This window comes from Rothia sp. LK2588 (assembly GCF_040946465.1).
GTDB lineage: Bacteria > Actinomycetota > Actinomycetes > Actinomycetales > Micrococcaceae > Rothia.
This window is the reverse complement of sequence record NZ_JAYWLS010000003.1, coordinates 252,033-268,894: the sequence shown is the minus strand read 5'-3', so window position 1 is coordinate 268,894 and position 16,862 is coordinate 252,033. Positions and strand designations below refer to the sequence as shown.

General features: G+C 61.5%; 13 protein-coding genes. All 13 read right to left on the bottom strand.

What is annotated here, in order from left to right; genetic code table 11:
* Positions 1-27: 27 nt before the first annotated feature.
* A complete protein-coding gene (locus tag VVR12_RS08275; protein ID WP_368550723.1) occupies positions 28-864 on the bottom strand; it encodes an ABC transporter ATP-binding protein in 837 nt (278 codons plus the stop codon).
* Positions 851-1,774, bottom strand: a complete 924-nt coding sequence (locus tag VVR12_RS08270; protein ID WP_368550722.1) for an ABC transporter permease — start codon at positions 1,772-1,774, stop codon at positions 851-853. Before VVR12_RS08270 ends, VVR12_RS08275 begins: the two co-directional genes overlap by 14 nt.
* Before the next feature lie 42 nt (positions 1,775-1,816).
* The gene (locus tag VVR12_RS08265) at positions 1,817-3,691 is read right to left on the bottom strand and encodes a glycosyltransferase family 4 protein (RefSeq protein WP_368550721.1); all 1,875 of its coding nucleotides are present in this window, start codon (positions 3,689-3,691) and stop codon (positions 1,817-1,819) included.
* Positions 3,691-5,013, bottom strand: coding sequence for a glycosyltransferase family 4 protein (locus VVR12_RS08260; RefSeq protein ID WP_368550720.1), 1,323 nt, complete (start codon positions 5,011-5,013; stop codon positions 3,691-3,693). The genes VVR12_RS08265 and VVR12_RS08260 overlap by 1 nt, the downstream gene beginning before the upstream one ends.
* Positions 5,014-5,172: 159 nt before the next feature.
* On the bottom strand, positions 5,173-5,916 hold the full coding sequence (locus tag VVR12_RS08255) for a hypothetical protein (protein ID WP_368550719.1): 744 nt from the start codon (positions 5,914-5,916) through the stop codon (positions 5,173-5,175).
* A gap of 277 nt (positions 5,917-6,193) precedes the next feature.
* On the bottom strand, positions 6,194-6,700 hold the full coding sequence (locus tag VVR12_RS08250; RefSeq protein WP_368550718.1) for an asparaginase domain-containing protein: 507 nt from the start codon (positions 6,698-6,700) through the stop codon (positions 6,194-6,196).
* A gap of 20 nt (positions 6,701-6,720) precedes the next feature.
* A complete protein-coding gene (locus tag VVR12_RS08245) occupies positions 6,721-7,320 on the bottom strand; it encodes an NAD(P)H-dependent oxidoreductase (protein ID WP_368550717.1) in 600 nt (199 codons plus the stop codon).
* An 86-nt stretch (positions 7,321-7,406) separates the two neighbouring features.
* Entirely contained in the window at positions 7,407-9,140 is a 1,734-nt protein-coding gene (locus tag VVR12_RS08240) for an ABC transporter family substrate-binding protein (protein ID WP_368550716.1), read from the bottom strand.
* Positions 9,141-9,243: 103 nt separating this feature from the next.
* On the bottom strand, positions 9,244-10,974 hold the full coding sequence (locus VVR12_RS08235; protein WP_368550715.1) for an ABC transporter family substrate-binding protein: 1,731 nt from the start codon (positions 10,972-10,974) through the stop codon (positions 9,244-9,246).
* Positions 10,975-11,329: 355 nt separating this feature from the next.
* The gene (locus tag VVR12_RS08230) at positions 11,330-13,552 is read right to left on the bottom strand and encodes a dipeptide ABC transporter ATP-binding protein (RefSeq protein WP_368550714.1); all 2,223 of its coding nucleotides are present in this window, start codon (positions 13,550-13,552) and stop codon (positions 11,330-11,332) included.
* Positions 13,549-14,571, bottom strand: coding sequence for an ABC transporter permease (locus tag VVR12_RS08225; protein ID WP_368550713.1), 1,023 nt, complete (start codon positions 14,569-14,571; stop codon positions 13,549-13,551). Before VVR12_RS08225 ends, VVR12_RS08230 begins: the two co-directional genes overlap by 4 nt.
* The gene (locus tag VVR12_RS08220) at positions 14,571-15,554 is read right to left on the bottom strand and encodes an ABC transporter permease (RefSeq protein ID WP_368550712.1); all 984 of its coding nucleotides are present in this window, start codon (positions 15,552-15,554) and stop codon (positions 14,571-14,573) included. The genes VVR12_RS08225 and VVR12_RS08220 overlap by 1 nt, the downstream gene beginning before the upstream one ends.
* A gap of 255 nt (positions 15,555-15,809) precedes the next feature.
* On the bottom strand, positions 15,810-16,772 hold the full coding sequence (locus VVR12_RS08215; protein ID WP_368550711.1) for a phosphoglycerate dehydrogenase: 963 nt from the start codon (positions 16,770-16,772) through the stop codon (positions 15,810-15,812).
* Between the last annotated feature and the right edge of the window lie 90 nt (positions 16,773-16,862).

Below are 16,862 nucleotides of genomic sequence, written 5' to 3'. Positions count from 1 at the left end.
GGTAAGGATGAGTGACTTAAGGTAAGTCTATTCTGAGTCTTCCACATAACCGAGGTTTCCCTCGGCCTTAGAATCTTTGAGCATTTGCGCGGCTCGGGCCTCTTCACCGTTGGCGATGAGATGGGCGAACCAGCGGTACTTGCGGGCCACCGCGCGGGCGTCGCCGTCCATCACCAGCTCACCGAAATCCAGCCAGATCGCGCGGGTGCACATCTTCTCGATCGTCTGCGCCGAGTGGTTGACCAGAAACACCGTTCCGGCCTCCCCCAGCAGCTCCTTCATCGCATCGGAGTAACGCTTCGACGTAGCCTCATCGCCGGTAGACAGCGCCTCGTCGATGAGGGTGATGCGTGGGCTATTCGCCAGCATGATCGCAAAACGCAAACGCGCCGCCATGCCCGAAGAGTACGTCTTCATCGGGCGATAGATGGCGTCTCCGATATCGGCCAGATCCATCACGCGCTGTTTGACCTCGGGGATCTCGCGCGGCGGCAAGCCCATGGCCAGGCAACCCATCTCGATGTTTTCCTCGCCACTCAAATCGTTATTGAGCACACCGTTCACACCGATCAGCGTGGGTTGCGACGACGCGTAAATCTCACCGGAGGTCGGGGTCTCTAACCCCGCGATCAGCCGCAACAACGAGCTCTTACCCGAACCGTTGCGTCCTACCACGCCGATGAACTCACCTTCGTGAGCCACCAACGAGAGCGGCTGCAACGCGTGCACCACGCGCTTGGTCTCACGAGAGAACAACCCCCGGCCACGCGATACCGAGGTCACGTAATTCAGCGAGACGTCGTTGAGCAAAACGCTCGGGGTGCGGTCACCGAAGATCTCCTGTTTCACGTCAGTTAAACTCACGACCGTACACCTCCTCGGCGCGCCAGAACATGAAGAAACCGACCAGCAACAGGCCCACAGACCACGCGGTCAAAGAGCCCCAGTGGTACAGCGTGCCCGCGTGACCATAAAGGATCACTTCGCGGTAGAGATCTAGAAAAATGTAGATCGGGTTGGCCTGAATAATCCCCAGCACCACGGGGTGATCCAAGAACTTATCGATCGGGAAAAGCACCCCCGAGCCGTAGAGCAAGAAGCGGGTCACGATACTCATGATCTGCCCGATATCCGGCACCACGTAGGCGAACCGGGCGATCAACAAACTGAGGCCCAGGTTGAACAGAATGTTCAGCAAGAACGCCGGGAAGAACAGCGGCCAGGTAAACTCCGGGCCCTCGTGCGGGGGCAACACCATCAGCATGATCACCATCGTGACCACCACCGGAATGAAAGAGAGCATCTCCCGCACGGCCAGAGACAGCGGCACCGTGATACGGGGGAACGAGAACGCGCGCATCATCGACTTGCCCTGTAGCATCACCGACGCACTCTGCGTCAGCGCCCGGGAGACAAACTGGAACATCAAGATGCCCACGATGATGTACCCGGTGTAATTCTCAACCCCGCGGTCGGCTTTGAGGATCAAACTAAAAAGAATCCAGTAGAACAGCGCGTCGGTCAGCGGCTTGAGAACCAGCCACCACGAACCCAGCCGGTGCTGATTATTCTGTGCGCGCACCTTCGCCTGCGAATCACGCCAAATGAAAGCGCGGCGGCCCCAGGTCTCCCGGAGGTACGAACGCACGCTACGGCGCACACCCACGGGGTACAGGCGTCCCGACTCAATGTGATGCCGGTACGCCTCTAACTGCGGGTTCAGCGAACTACGCGGCTGCAAACCCCGCGGAGTATTAGCCGCGTGTTTGTTCATTCTGCACAACTTCCCTATGACGTGGCTTAGGCGGCATTTCGTCTACTGCTTGTCGCCCTCACCAAGAATACCCTCAAAACGGCCCACGAGCCGTTCATACAACGCATGCACCGCGCGTGCGTTAGCAGACCAGGTTCGCGTGGCCGCGAAGTCACGGCCCGCCGCGGCCAGTTCGGCACGCAGCTTCTCGTCTGCGGCCAGACGTTCAATGGCCTCGGCCAGCGCCTGTGGACTCTCCGGTGAGCAGACCAACCCCGTGGGGCGTCCGGTGCCTGCTATCAGCTCCGCCAGCGGCGGAATATCAGAAGCCACCACCGGCCGACCCAGCGCCATCGCCTCGATCGGCTTCAGCGGCGTGACCGAACGACACACCCGCGCGCCCGTGCGCGGAACCGCAAAAATATCCAGCGCCTGGTGCGCCACAAAGGCCAGCTCCGCCGGCAGTCGCCCCGCCAACACCGCGAACTCGCCGATCGGATTACCCGCTTGATCCTCGAACGCCGCCAGCTCGGCCGCCAGCCGTTGCAGACCGGGCCGGGCCACGCCGTCCCCGGCGAGTAGCACACGCACATCTAGACCGCGGGCGCGCAACAGAGCCACCGCGCGAAGCAAAACGTCGAAGCCCTCGTAGTCCACGAGCGAACTCACCGAACCCACCCACACGGTGTCCGCGCCGGACGCCCGTAGCGGCTCCGCCAGGCGCGGTATCTCTGTTGCCAAACGGGCCCGCGCCTCGCCCGGGCTCAGGGTTTTCTCGAAAAGATCATCTTCCACGGCGTTGGGCACCACCGTGATCTTCTCCGCCGGAACGCCACGGCCCACAAAGAGTTCCTTCATGGTCTCCGACAGCGTGATCACGTGATCTGAGGCGAGCATCAGCTCCGTCTCTCGCGCACGGATCAGGCGGAAGCGCTCGGAGGATTCCGCCTCGTCCCGGGCACGTGCAGACTTCTTGTGAGAAACCCAGGTCTCTTCCATCACCCCGCGCGCTTCGTACACCCACGGCACGTCGAGCGCCTTGGCGACCGCCTGGGCCACGAGCGCATTCGGGTAGTTCGTGGTCGTGTGCACGAGGTCCACCCCGTTCGACCGCGCCAGCGCGCAGGCGCTGCCGACCCACTGCCGCAACCGTTCCGGATGCGTAACCGCCAACCGCCACGGCAACACGCGCCGATAGGTAACTCCCTGCCGCTCCACCTGCTCAGCCGCCAACAACTGCCCCACCATCACGGGATACGCGATGCGGGTCTGTGCATATATGCTCACCCCGGCATCCTGCAGTGCCCGCAACAGGCGCTGCGTGCGCAGGGTGTACCCCGACTGCGTGCCGGGTAACGAGTTAGTCAACAGATGCAGGACGCGCGGCTCACCTTCACCCGCAACCGGTGCGGCCTGCTCGGGTGCGGCGTTCGGAATATTCCGCGCCGGCAATGACAGTTCAAAACCGGGGCGCAAGAGCTGCGCCTCACCCTCTAGTCGACGTGCGAAACTGACGGCTTCCCCATCTTCGGCGAGGGCGATCGCTTCGCTGACCGCACCGGAATCCCACGCGGCCCGCGCACGGGTGACCGCCGGCAGGGAATCATCCCGCCAGTCCACCAGCCCGTAGCCGATCGCGACCTCCGCCGCCACGCGCCGCTGCATCGTGGACCACCGGGCATTTCTGCTTGTGGGCGAGGTGTTTTTCAAAAGCATTCCGGCCGGGGCATAAAATTCTTTGGCCCCTAAAAGCTGGTGCCCCAACGCTCTTGTGCCCGCACCGGGCAGACGCGTCAACACCCGAGCGACCCGTTGCGACACCCCGTGCGGAGCCTTCCGTGCCACCTGAAGGGTCAGTAACACCGGGTCGTCCACCACGTGTCGCGCGACCACCTGGGCGGCGATCGCGGCGTTGCGGGCGGCGTCCACACCTCGCATCAGGCCACCCCGCCCGCCACAGAAGCGGCGTCTCGCACCGCCTGGCGATCCCGCACCAGCGAGCTAATCAACGCCTCGTACTTATCGCTCATGATGTCGTAGTTGTAGGTGCTGTGGAGCAACTCGACGCCGGAGTCGCCTACCACCAGCTCGCTCGGGTTCTCCGCCAAACGCTGCAACTCATCGGCGAGCGCCTCGGCGTTCTCGGGCTCCACCACAGAACCCACACCCGAACGACGCACCACATCGGCGGCGTCGCCCTCCACCAGTGCGACGATGCGACGGCGGGTCGCCAGAATCTCGAAAATCTTCGAGGGAATAGTCCAGCGGAAAGGCTGCGTGCGGCGCAAGGAAACCAGCTCCACATCGGCCCATTCATAAGCCTCACGGAGCCCCTCGCCGCCGACCGGGTCGATGAATTCAATATCTAGCTGATGGGCCTCGGCCTCGCGACGCAACAGGTCGCGGTGGGCCCCGGCCCCCACGATCTGGGTCTTGATCTTCAGGTGCGGGGCGCGCTCCCGCAATAGCTTCAACGCTTCGGTCAGCACCAGCAATCCCTGGCTGCGCCCCACCGTGCCCAGGTACTGCAGCTTGAGGCTCCCCGGCTCACGCGACTCCACCTGTTCGGCGGTCAACGCCGGGATCTCTCCGAAGCGATGGGGGTCGGCGCCGTTGGTCATCATCGATACCTGCGAGACACCCCGGGCGCGCAGCTTTTCGCTGAACCAGGGGGTGGTGGTGACCACGGCGTCCGCTGATCGTTGCCCGGCGGTTACCATCGAGAACACGGCCTTCTTGAACAGCAGGCGCTTGAACGGAATCTCACCCACGTAATGAAGTAGCTCGCCCGTGACGACGTCGGGCCAGGCGTCCCGCATCTCGGCCACATGCGCGATGTTCAGCAACTTAGAGACCGCCACCCCCGCGAACAGGCTCGGCAATCCCGGCACCGTGCTGATGACCGCGTCGAAATGGCCACGACCCATCAGGCGACGCGGCCCCTCCATCGCGGCGATATAGGCGATGGTAGCCCCAGCTGTCAGGAACTGATCCACCGCGCGGGCCTTACTCGCGTACCCGTGCAACATATACGGCATACGAATGATGGTCTCGCCGTGGCGACCCGTCTGACGCCGTAGCGGACGGTTAGCGGGAGTACGCAATCCCTGCGAGGACGCCCGGTCCGGGTAATGCGGCGGCGGGCAATACACCGTCACCTCGTGGCCCTTGTCGCGCCAACGCTGCACCAATGCTGACCAGCGGCGTTGGGGCGCGCCAATCTCGGGCTCATAGTGGTGGGTGATGAGAAGTATGTGCATATGTGGGGAAAGGTTCTGTGTGTGTTTGCGGGGGTTGGTGCTCACCGGGCCGGGGAAACCAGGTTAGTCGTCTTTACAGATTATCGTATGCACCGCCCCCAGCGCGGTTTCGCCGGGGGCGGTGTTACATGCCCTTAATATGCGGTTATCTTGAATTTGTTAGTTGTACCGCGAATACATCTGCCATTGCTTATATGCCTTCGTGGCGCGGAAGAAATCGTTCGACGGTTTCAACCACAGGTACACGATGCCGGCGATCGACAGCAACGAAACAAGCACGTCAACCCAGAAAATCGGGTGGAAGATACCGAGAGCTGCCATGCCGATCACGCCCAGCAGACCGAAAATGTGCAGGGCGAAGATCACGGTCATCACAATACGTGCCCAATTGTGCCCCTTGAGCGCGAAGATCGTGAACATCACGTACAGAGCAGACATCACGATGGCCGAGCCGATGCCCATCACACTACGCATGACGCCGAACTGCGAGGAATTCTGCTGGTTCAACTCGTTCATGGACTGCGCATCCATACCGAAAGCCTGCATCATCTGGTTCTGCAGATCGGGCATGAAGATCGTCTGCAAGATGCTGCCGAGCAACGACAGCGCAGTCACCGCGTACATGAGGTAAGCGGCGGTGCGCAGGGTTTTCGGCACAACGGGTTTCTCGTGCGGGGCGTTCTGGGTGTACCCCATCGACTGCGCAAAGGACGGCGGCTGCGAGGAGTTCGCGGTGTGGTAGGCGGTGTAGTCGTTGTATTGGGGTGCCTGATGGGAGGTGTTTTCCGAGGAGGTGCCCGGGCGGGAGACGTGGGTAGCGTCGGTCTGCGAGCGGTCGGACACGCCATCGAACCTGTTCGGATCGTATTGATACCTCGGGTCGTAGTTGTTGGGGGTGCTCATTGGGGCCCTTTCTATCAACGGTGCTTGTGCTCCATCTTACTGATGCAGGGTTGTGAGGCCCACTGTTACGTCTGGCCGCCCTGGGTCTCCCGGGCGTCCCGTCGGCCTTGGCCCGGCTTGCCTGGCCCGGGCCCCTTTACCCGGCCACCTTTCCACCGAAAGGCCGCCCCACCGTCGAAAGGCCGCCCTACACGCGGCCCCTCGAAAGGGAAGCGGCCCCTCGGTGTAAAACCCAGCAGGTAACCCGCCCAAAGGCCGTCCCACGCGCCCCAGACCCCTAGCGCTCGAGGAAGATCCCCCGCGAGCGGTCCTTTCGCACGGTGGCGGCGTCGAAGATCCGGCCGCTCATCGAGATGTAGACCCCGGGCTCGAGCAGGTTCAGGGCCGCCACCGCGGCACCCACGTTGAAGTCGGCGTCCGAGGTGCGCATGATCGCCGGCTGAATCGAACCGCACAACACCACGACCTTCTCCCCGAGCTCGGCATGCTGCAGCAGGTAGCGGCCGGTCTCAGGCATGGTATCGGTGCCATGGGTGATCAGCACGCGATCCCCCTCGACCTCGTTCAAAGCAGCCACCAGCTGATCGCGGTCGGCGTTGACCATGTCGAGGGAGTCGAGCTTGAGCACCGAGCGAATCTCAAACTCCACGTCGGTGATCACGCGGTCCAGGATCGACCGAATATAGGGTTCGCCGATCACCATTTCGGAGTCGAAGTTGTACTCCTTATCGATAGTCCCGCCGGTGGCCAGCACGGTGATCTTGTCGGTGTTACGAATAGCCATTATTCTCCCCTGGGTCGTCGTTACAGGGACATCTTACCGGCGGCCACCGCGCGCGCCAGCTCCGCCCCCACTCGGCCGATGCGGGCGTCCACCCGTTCGGTTTCGGCACCCGATCCGGTCAGTTCTGCCGGGGTCGCGAACACCCCGCGCGAAACGGACGCCGCACCGAGGTACCCGAACAGCGGACGCAGGTCGCGGTCGAGCACAAGCGAGTGCCGCCAGGTGCCACCCACCACGGCGAGCGCCGTCGGCGTGCCGGCGATGTCGCCCTGCTCGGTGACGTCCCAGAAGAGCTTGAAGAGGCCCGAGTAGCTGGCCTTGAAAACGGGGGTCACCACGATGAGCCCGTCGGCGCTGCGCACGTCTTCTAGCACGGAGGCGAGGGTGTCGGGAGCGAAGCCGTCGGAGATGAAGTCCGCCAGTTCGTAGGCGAATTGGCCGAGGTGGTGGGTGGTGACCTTCACCTCGGCCTCGCCCAACGCCTCGGCGGCACCGGCGCTGTCTTGGCAGAGACGCCGCAGTTCTTCCTCTACCGCGCCTCGCAGTCGTTCGCCCATGAGCGCGGAGCTGGAATGGCGGGAGCCGCCGCCGGTGATCACTACGATTTTCAATGAAGCCATAGTGTTAAGGGTACGACGGCGGCTCACCAGGGGGGGGGTGGCCCGGGTGACGTGGCCCAGGTGAGGCAGGCTCAGGTTACCCAGCCCTATTTGGTCCAGCCCACGTTCGCCCAGGCGGCGGGGTTCTGGGCGAAGTTGCCGAAGATGGCCGCACCGTAGTTGGCGAGTTCTTTCTTGACCACAAAGATTTCGGGGCCGTTGAAGACGGTACCCATCGAGGCGAACTCTTTCATGTGGGCCACTTCGATTTCGTTGGCCTTCTTGTTGCGCTCCTGGTCGTCCTTGATGGTGCTGATCTTGGAGATCATCTCGTCGATCTTCGGGGATCCGGTGCCGTCGTTGTTAGCGGTGAGGTAGTACTGCTTGGCGACGGTGGTGGCGTCTGGGCCGACGGTGTAACCGCTGAAGGTCATGTCGAATTCCTTGTTGCCGACCACTGTTCCGAAGTTGGCGTCTGGCTGGTTATCGATGGTGCATTCGATACCCACAGCCTTCATCTGCTGAATCAGGGTCTGGGCCATGGCTGCGTTCACGGGGTCGTCGCCGAAGGTGGTGATGGCGAACTTAGCGTTCTTGCCGCCCTTCGTGTAGTAGTCGCCCTCCTTCGTGTAACCGGCCTCTTCCAAGATCTTGCCGGCGTCCCAGCCCTCGGTGGCCTTGGCGAAGTTGTCTTCGTAGTACTCGGAGAAGGGCATGAGCATGACCGAGCCGGGCAGTTCTTCCGACCAGTTCAGGCCGTTGAAGCGGATCTGCGCCAGGGCCTTGCGGTCGATGGCGGCGAAGATGGCGCGGCGCATTTCGACCGGCAGGCGGAAGGAGCTCATGTTCATTCCGCCGGAGAACAGGCGTTGGCCGCGGCGCACCTCGGTGCCTTCGGTGTTCTCCACGTCTTTGTAGATGGAGAGGGTACGGGCCTCGATGGCATCGATCTCGCCGTTCTTGAAGGCGGCACGTTGTGCGGAGTCTTCCATTTGGCGGAAGACGATACGCTCCAACAGGGGCTTCTCACCCCACCATTTGTCGTTGGGCGAGATAGTGAAGACCTTCTGCGAGGAGTCCCAGGAATCGAGTTTGAAGGGGCCCGCGTACCACTCGGGGTGGGGCTTGTTGACGAATCCCTCGTTGAAGACCTTTTTATCGTTCATGGCCGGGTGGTAGACGCCGAATTCGCCGCCGAAGATATCGGAGGCGGGTTGGTACGGGGTCTTCATGGTGACCTTGACGGTGAACTTGTCTCCGTCTTCTTCGATGGACTCGATGAGTTCGTGCGGGCCCGGGTCGACCAGGTCGAAGCCGCGGTCGAGGCCTTTGCCGAGGATCTCCCAGGTCGCGCGGAGAGTCTCGATATCCACGGGAGTGCCGTCGTTGAACTTGGCCTGGGGGTTCAGCTTGATTTTCAGTACCTGCTTGCCGCCCTCTTCGGTGTCTTCGAAGGACTCACAGAAGTCGGGGTTGGGCTTCTTGTTTCCCTCAAAGTCGGAGAGCCACAGGCCGGCAACGGATAGCGGGGCGACGGCGGCGATGAGCACGGCGTTGTCGTAGGTGTTGCCGCTCTGGCTGCCGGTGTTGAAGTCGGGGCCGATGGAGCGCATAGGGATGCGCAGTTCTCCGCCCTCTTTGAGCTCCGAGCGCTCCTTGGGGTTGACGCTGATCAGCTTGGCGATGTCTTCGCCAACTCCCAGCGCTGAGGCGGATTCGGCGTTGGACGCGCCCCCGGAGTTTCCACCGTTACCTCCTCCGCAGGCGGCGAGGAGGCCGGTGCCGCCCAGGGCGGCGGTGGTTGCAAAAAGGGTACGACGATTAAAGGTGATGTTGGGCATGGGTGATTTCCTCATGGGTATGGCAGGGACGCCACATGATTCTCATGTGGCGTCCCGTTATCCAGTTATGCGGTGATGTGATAAATGAAGGGTAGGCTACCGGTTACTTGATCCAACCGACGTTGATCCATCCTTCGGCGTTGGAACGCTTATCACCGAAGAGGGCGGCACCGTAGTTGGCCAGCTCCTTCTTCACGACGAAGATGTCGGGGCCGTTGAACACTGTGCCCATCGAGGCGAATTCCTTCATGTGGGCCACCTCGATCTCGTTGGCCTTCTTGTTGCGCTCCTTGTCGTCCTTGATCTGGCCCATTTCCTCGATCATCTTGTCGATCTTGGGCGAACCGGTGCCGTCGTTGTTCTCAGCAAGGTAGTACTGCTGGGCGGCCACGGTGGCGTCCGAGCCCACGGTGTAACCGGAGAAAGTCAGGTCGAATTCCTTGTTGCCGACCACGGTACCGAAGTTGGCGTCGGGCTGGTTGTCGATCTTGGCATCAATGCCGGCGGACTTCATCTGCTGCACCAGGGTCTGAGCCATCGCTGCGGAGACCGGGTCGTCACCGAAGGTGGTGATCTGGAAGGAGGCGTTCTTGCCGTCCTTCTTATAGAAGTCGCCGTCTTTCTTGTAACCGGCCTCCTCCAAGATCTTGCCGGCTTCCCAACCCTCGGTGGCCTTGGTGAAGTTGTCCTGATAATCGGAGTCGAAGGGCATAAGCATCATCGAACCGGGAACGTCCTCGGTCCAGTTCAGGCCGTTGAAGCGGATATCGGCCAGAGCCTTGCGGTCGGTGGCTGCGAAGATCGCACGGCGCATCTCCACAGGCAGGCGGAAGGAGCTCATATTTAGACCGCCGGAGAACAGGCGCTGACCGCGGCGAACCTCGGTACCTTCGGTGTTCTCAACGTCCTTGTAGGCGGTGAGAGTGCTTGCACCGATAGCATCGATCTCGCCGTTCTTGAAAGCCGCGCGAGCTGCCGAGGATTCCATCTGACGGAAGGTGATGCGATCCAGCAGGGGCTTCTCGCCCCACCACTTCTCGTTGGGGACGACGGTCAGCACCTTTTCGGCGGAGTTCCACTTCTCGAGCTTGAAGGGGCCGGCCTGCCACTCAGAGTGGAACTTATCGGTGAAGCCGTCGTTGAAGGTCTGCTTGTCATTGACAGCGGGGTGCAACACACCGGAGCCGAAGATGTCTGCGATCGGGTAATAGGGGCGGGACATGATGACCTTGGCAGTGGAGTTGTCGCCGTCGGCTTCCACCGATTCCACGTACTTCAGCGCGCCCGGGTCGACCAGGTCGAAGCCCTTTTCGCCGCCATCGCGGAAGATCTCGACGGTGGCCTTGAGAGCCTCTACGTCGATGGGGGTTCCGTCGTTGAACTTTGCCTTGGGATTAAGCTTGATCTTGAAGGCCTGCTTATCGCCTTCCTTGGTCTCTTCGAAGGACTCGCAGAAGTCCTTATTGACCGTCCAGTTACCCTCGAAGTCCGAGGTCCAGAGGCCGGTCACGCTGATCGGGCTGCATGCGGCGATAATGCTGGAGTTGTAGGAAGAATTGCCCGCGTTTGAGGAATTGTTGAAGTTGGGGCCGATCTCCACGGAGGGCAGGCGCAACTCGCCGCCCTGCTTCAGCTCCGAGCGCTCCTTGGGGTTCACGCTGATCAGCTTGGCGATGTCTTCGCCCACGCCCAGCGCCGATGCGGATTCCGCGTTGGACGCGCCACCGCCGCCACCGCCGTTGCCACCTCCGCAGGCTGCGAGCAGACCCATGCCGCCGAGAGCGGCGGTTCCGGTCAGGAGGGTACGGCGGTTAAAAACAAAGTTCATGGCCATGTTCGTTCCTTCAAATCGACCGATTTTCATCGGTGTCCGGTGTGTGTGGGATGCCCCGGGCGAAGCCTCAGCATCGCAGAAGGTGATCCTTGTCTCAAGATTGTAGGGGAAAATTGTGCGGTTGGTGACCCACGGGTAAATAAATTCCGATTATTGAGTAAATGGATGAAATATAGCGGTTTGTTACGGACATCTCTTGACAAGCCACGGAAAGACCCCTCTGATATATGAGCGCAGTCACACTAGAGAATCTTTCACCACACCGACAAACAACAATTTGTTGAACAATTTAGATTTTAAAGAAAATCGGCCGCCCGGCATTTTGCCGAGCGGCCGATTCTCCCTAAGAACCGCCTTAGTTCACCGGAGCCGCCACGGAACCTCCCGCGGCCGCCGAGCCATCCGTCGCCACGGAACCTCCAGCAACTGCGGAGCTTCCGGCTACCGCAGGGTTCTCATCCACGAGATGCCGACCGTGCTCCTCGTGCGATTCGACCGTCGCGATCTCCTCTTCGGGGAAGTAGCAGGCGTACCCGTGATCGACGTCCGCCTGCGTAATCGGCGGCATCGCCGAGGTGCACTTCGCCTTCTTCTCTTCGGGCAAGAGCTTGAAGATCGGGCAACGGTTGCTGAACGGGCAACCCTCGGGAGCGTTGACCGGCGTCGGCAAATCGCCCTCGAGAATGATGCGTTCGCGCGTGGCCTCCACCTCGGGGTCCGGAACCGGAATAGCCGAGAGCAGCGCACGCGTATAGGGGTGTACCGGGTGATCGAACACGCGATCCACGTGGCCGATCTCCACGATGCGGCCCAGGTACATCACCGCCACGCGATCGGAGGCGTGACGCACCACCGCCAGGTCGTGAGCCACCATCAGGTAGCTCAGTCCCAGTTCGGCGCGCAGCTTATCCAGTAGGTTGATCACGCCCGCCTGCACCGACACGTCCAAAGCGGAGACCGGCTCATCCAGCGCCACCAGCTTCGGGTTCACCGCCAGCGCGCGGGCGATACCGATGCGCTGACGCTGACCGCCCGAGAACTGGTTCGGGAAGCGGTTGACGTGGTCCGGTTGCAGGCCCACGATCTTCATCAGTTCCAGCACGCGGCGCTTGATGTCTTTGCGCTCCCAGCCCTGGTTCTCCAGGGGCTCGGCCAGCACCTCGTAGACGGTGAAGCGCGGGTCCAGTGCACCGGTGGGATCCTGGAAAACCATCTGCTGATTCTTGCGAAGCTTGTTGAGCTGAGCGTTCGAGAGCCCCTCCTTCGTGGAGGCACCGTTGACCCGAATCTCGCCCTCGGTCTCCTTCGAGAACTCCATGATCTCCAGCAGGGTGGTGGTCTTACCGCAGCCAGACTCACCCACGATCGAGAAGCACTCACCCTCGCGGATGTCGAATGAGATATCGTTGACGGCCTTCACCGTGCCCACGCGGCGCTTGATCAGCGCACCCTTCATGAGCGGGAAGTGCTTCTTGAGGTTCTTCACCTCGATGACCGGTGCGCGTTCTTCACGCGGGATCGAATCGAAGCGCGACTCCGGCACCTCGGGCACCGGGTAGAGATCCTGCGGACGGCTATCCACCAGTTGCTCTGCAATATCGGCCGCCGCGTAATGGTCGGGGCCCGCGCCCTCGATCAGGCGCAACGGAGGCTCCTCGGCGACGTCCTTGCAGCACTGCCCGCCGGACGCGGCGATGGGGCAACGCGGGCGGAACGAGCAGCCGCGCACCTCGTTCAGTAGGTTCGGCGGGGTGCCCTCGATCGGCACTAGCGAGACCTTGTCTTTGCGGTCCACACGCGGGACGGCGCCGAGCAGGCCGATCGTATAGGGGTGGGCCGGGTGTGCGTAGAGGTCGGCGGCGTGCGCCTTCTCCACGGGCTTACCGGCGTACATCACCATGATGTCGTCGGCCATGCCGGCCACCACACCGAGGTCGTGAGTAATCATGATGATCGCCGCACCGGTTTCTTCCTGGGCACGCTCCATGACTTCGAGCACCTGCGCCTGAATGGTGACGTCCAGAGCAGTGGTGGGCTCATCGGCGATGAGCACGCGCGGGTCATTGGCGATCGCCATCGCGATCATCACGCGCTGACGCATACCGCCGGAGAACTCGTGCGGGAAGGAACGCAGGCGGTTCTTCGGGTCGGGGATGCCCACCAACTTCATGAGCTCCACCGAGCGGTCTGCGATCGCCTGCTTGCTCATGCCCCGGTTGTGCACCTTGAGCACCTCACCGATCTGATCGCCGATGGTGTAGACAGGGGTCAGCGAGCTCAACGGATCCTGGAAGATCATCGAGATGTCTTTACCGCGGTACTTACACATCTCTTTGTCGGAGAGCCCCAGCAACTCGGTGCCGCGGTACTTCACCGAACCGGTGATCTCTGCGGTGGTGGGGTGCAGCCCCATGATGGCCATCGAGGCCACCGACTTACCGGAGCCAGACTCACCCACGATGCCCAGGGTTTTACCCTCGTAGAGGTCGAAGTCGATGCCGCGCACGGCATGCACCACTCCGTTCTCGGTGTTGAACGAGACGTTGAGGTCTTTGACGGAAAGAACGGGAGAAGTCATGAGCGCGCGGTCTCTTTCTTGGTCTTTTTCTTGGCCTTGCCCACCGACAGCGAGGTCGGGTCGAAAGCGTCGCGGAGGCCGTCATTCATCAGGGCCAGCGGACCAACGAGCAAGAAGAACAGAATCATAGGGATCCAGAACATCCACGGAAGCGTGTTGACCTGGCTGGATGCCTGGGCGATCAGCGAACCCAGTGAGTAGTTCGGGTACTTCACGCCGATGCCGATGAAGGTGAAGGCCACCTCCGAGAGAATCGCGTTGGTGATGCCGCGGGTGAAGTTGAGCACCAGCAGCGAGCCGATGTTCGGCACCAGGTGACGCCAGACGATCTTGATCGAAGGAACGCCCATGTAGCGGGCGGCCTTCACGTAATCGCGCTGGATCAGCGAGAGCGACATCGAGCGGATCACACGGGCATCGTACATCCAGTTGAAGATCAGCAAGACGATGGTCAGGATGAACCAACCGGGGAAGATCTCTCGAAGCGCTTTGCCGCCCGCGCCGTTGATGGCGATGGCGATGATCAGAATGGAGGGAACCATGATCATGGCTTCGAGGATGAAGAGCATGACGGCGTCGATCTTGCCACCGAAGTACGCCTGGGCGCAGCCGTACATCGCCGAGATCACCACGGTCAGCGCACCGACGATCAGGCCGATCATCATGGACGTGCGCACACCCTCCACGGCCTGGGCGTAGAGGTCGGTGCCGGCGTTGGTGGTGCCGAACCAGTGCGTCGAGCTGGGACCGGTGGACATCCACAGCGGGTCGATCGTGTTGGTATCCCACTGATAGAAGCTCGTACCGAAGAGGCCGAACAGACCCATCAAGAGGAAGACCACCAGGCCAAACACCGCGGTCTTGTTGCGGAAGAAACGGCGGGCGATGATCGTTGACTTGTTGATGATCTTGTAATCCGGGTTCTGCACCTGCTCAGGTGTGACCGGGGCCGGGGTCTCTTCGATGCCTTCGCGAGGAGCCTGCGGTTCATTCTGCGTGCTGGGAGGAATGTTCGTCATTACTGGATCCTCACTCGGGGGTCGACGATGGTGGTCGCGATATCGGCGATGATCGCACCGATTGCGAAGAGCACCGCGCCGTAGGCCAAGGTTGCCGTGGCCGCGTTGACGTCTTGCTTACCGATCGCCTCGATCGACCACAGGCCGATGCCCGGCCAGGCGAAGATCGACTCCGCGAAGAAACCGCCGGCGAAGATCATGGGAATGGTGAACGCGATGGACTGCGCCACGGGAATGAACGAAACACGCAGGGCGTGGCGGGTGATTGCCTGATTACGCGTGAGGCCCTTGGCACGGGCGGTACGCACGAAGTCTGCGTTGACGTTATCCAACAGGTACTGACGCTGGGCGATCTGATAGCCACCCCACGACATGATGGTGATACAGAAGGTGGGCACCAAATAGTGCGCCATCATATCCACAAAGGCTGGCCAACCGGCCTCTACCCCGGGCGACGAAATACCCGTCACGAAGAAAATACGCTCACCGGCAGACTTGTTAATCGCCACCGCAGCCAACTGCACCAAGAAGTAACCGATGGGTGCGGGGATGATGTAGACCAGGTAGGAGTACCCGGTGATGATGCGGTCGGATGCCTTGTACTGACGGGCCGCCGAGAACACGCCCAGCGCCACGCCGATGATGAGAGAGAGGATCACCGCCGCCAAGAAGAGTCGGGTGGAGACCCAGATGCGCTGACCGAATTCAGCGTTGATAAATGCCCCGTTGGGCGAACGACCCCAGTCCCAGTGGAAGATGATGTTGCTCAACCAGTGGGTGTACCGCTCCCATGCGCTGGCCTGGGGGTCGAGGCCGAGGCCGGCGAAGTGGTTCTGAATCTGCTCGGGCGTGGGTTTGGGGATGCGCTCCTGCTCGAGCAGGGCCGGGTTCAGCGTTTTAACCGCTAGAAAGTAGCCGGCGCTGGTCACCAAGAAAATCATGACCAGGTAAATCATGGCGCGCTTGAGGACGTACTTAAACATCGACGGTCTCCTCAGTGCGTGTTAGCTGTGGTGTCTTCATATGTGTGCCTTAGGTTCATCGCAACACCTAAATGTGAGTGGGGTCACGAATGAGTGAAATTATTAGTTGAATCTTATAGGTACGCTCGCTCACAAATCAAAGAGTTGCACACCGATCAGTCACGGATGCTTAATAAACAGCTTCAATGACGAAATAAAACGCCCAGCAGCCATAGGCCACGGGGCGTTCATATTCCCTAGACGGGGAAACGATTCTTAGTTCATCTTGTTGCGGAAATCAGCCGACTTACCGGCGTCCTGATCCCGCAGCGCCTGCAGATTGTGCGCGATCAGCTCCTCCGGATTCACCGGACGCCCGCCCGCCGAGTGCGGGGTGACCACCAGGTTCTTCGCACCCCACAGCGGGTCGTCGGCGGGAAGGGGCTCGTTGACCGCCACGTCGATCGCGGCACCGGCAATCTTCCCCTCGTTCAGCGCGTCGATGAGGTCAGCCTCGTTGATCGTCACACCGCGTCCAACATTGACCACGTAGGCGCGCTGGGGCAGTTGGCCCAGGATCTCCGCGTTCAACGCACCCTCCGTGGCCTCCGAGGCGGGCAGGATCATCACCAGCACGTCGGTGTTCGGCAGGTATTCGGGTAGGTCGTCTTCGGTGATCACGGGGAAGCCGTCACGCTCCCCCGCGCTGCGCGCTACACCGGTAACGTTCGCCCCGAAGGCCTTGAACAGGCGGGCGGTCTGCTTACCGATGGAACCGAAGCCCCAGATGATCACGTTGGCATCCAGCAGAGTGGTCACCTGACCCTCGGGGTGAAGGTCTTGGGCGCCGCCGAGTTCCGCGGCCCAACGGTTCTTCTCCTGCTCCGCAGCCAGGGTGGGCAGAAAGCGGACGAAGTTCAGCGTCAGCGCCAGGGCGTGCTCGGCGACGGTCAACGAGTGCAGACCGATACCCGAGGTGATCACGGCCTCCTCGCGGAATCCCGCGGCACGGGCCTGATCGGGGCCTGCCAGCAGAGCCTGCACCAGGCGCACGTTGTTCATATTCTTGGCGGCGTCGGCGAGCACCTCGTTGGTGTTGTCCCACGAAATCAGGACGTCGGCGTCGTAGTGTTGCGCGTCGATCAGCTCACGCGGTTCGTAGGTCACCAGCTCATCGTCGGGCTGCAGACCGAGCTTCGATTCTTCAAACGGAATGATGCTGGGGGCGAGAATCTTCATGGGGCATCCTTTCACGGCCGAAAACTTCAGTTCAGGCGGCCACCGCAGCCGCCCTGTTCGACTGCTTTAAGCCTATGTGTCACACCCCTC

Excerpts from the sequence above, each read along its gene's own strand:
- VVR12_RS08270 (WP_368550722.1), bottom strand. The coding sequence starts at position 1,774 with ATGAACAAACACGCGGCTAATACTCCGCGGGGTTTGCAGCCGCGTAGT.
- VVR12_RS08265 (WP_368550721.1), bottom strand. The coding sequence starts at position 3,691 with ATGCGAGGTGTGGACGCCGCCCGCAACGCCGCGATCGCCGCCCAGGTG.
- VVR12_RS08260 (WP_368550720.1), bottom strand. The coding sequence starts at position 5,013 with ATGCACATACTTCTCATCACCCACCACTATGAGCCCGAGATTGGCGCG.
- VVR12_RS08255 (WP_368550719.1), bottom strand. The coding sequence starts at position 5,916 with ATGAGCACCCCCAACAACTACGACCCGAGGTATCAATACGATCCGAAC.
- VVR12_RS08250 (WP_368550718.1), bottom strand. The coding sequence starts at position 6,700 with ATGGCTATTCGTAACACCGACAAGATCACCGTGCTGGCCACCGGCGGG.
- VVR12_RS08245 (WP_368550717.1), bottom strand. The coding sequence starts at position 7,320 with ATGGCTTCATTGAAAATCGTAGTGATCACCGGCGGCGGCTCCCGCCAT.
- VVR12_RS08240 (WP_368550716.1), bottom strand. The coding sequence starts at position 9,140 with ATGCCCAACATCACCTTTAATCGTCGTACCCTTTTTGCAACCACCGCC.
- VVR12_RS08235 (WP_368550715.1), bottom strand. The coding sequence starts at position 10,974 with ATGGCCATGAACTTTGTTTTTAACCGCCGTACCCTCCTGACCGGAACC.
- VVR12_RS08230 (WP_368550714.1), bottom strand. The coding sequence starts at position 13,552 with ATGACTTCTCCCGTTCTTTCCGTCAAAGACCTCAACGTCTCGTTCAAC.
- VVR12_RS08225 (WP_368550713.1), bottom strand. The coding sequence starts at position 14,571 with ATGACGAACATTCCTCCCAGCACGCAGAATGAACCGCAGGCTCCTCGC.
- VVR12_RS08220 (WP_368550712.1), bottom strand. The coding sequence starts at position 15,554 with ATGTTTAAGTACGTCCTCAAGCGCGCCATGATTTACCTGGTCATGATT.
- VVR12_RS08215 (WP_368550711.1), bottom strand. The coding sequence starts at position 16,772 with ATGAAGATTCTCGCCCCCAGCATCATTCCGTTTGAAGAATCGAAGCTC.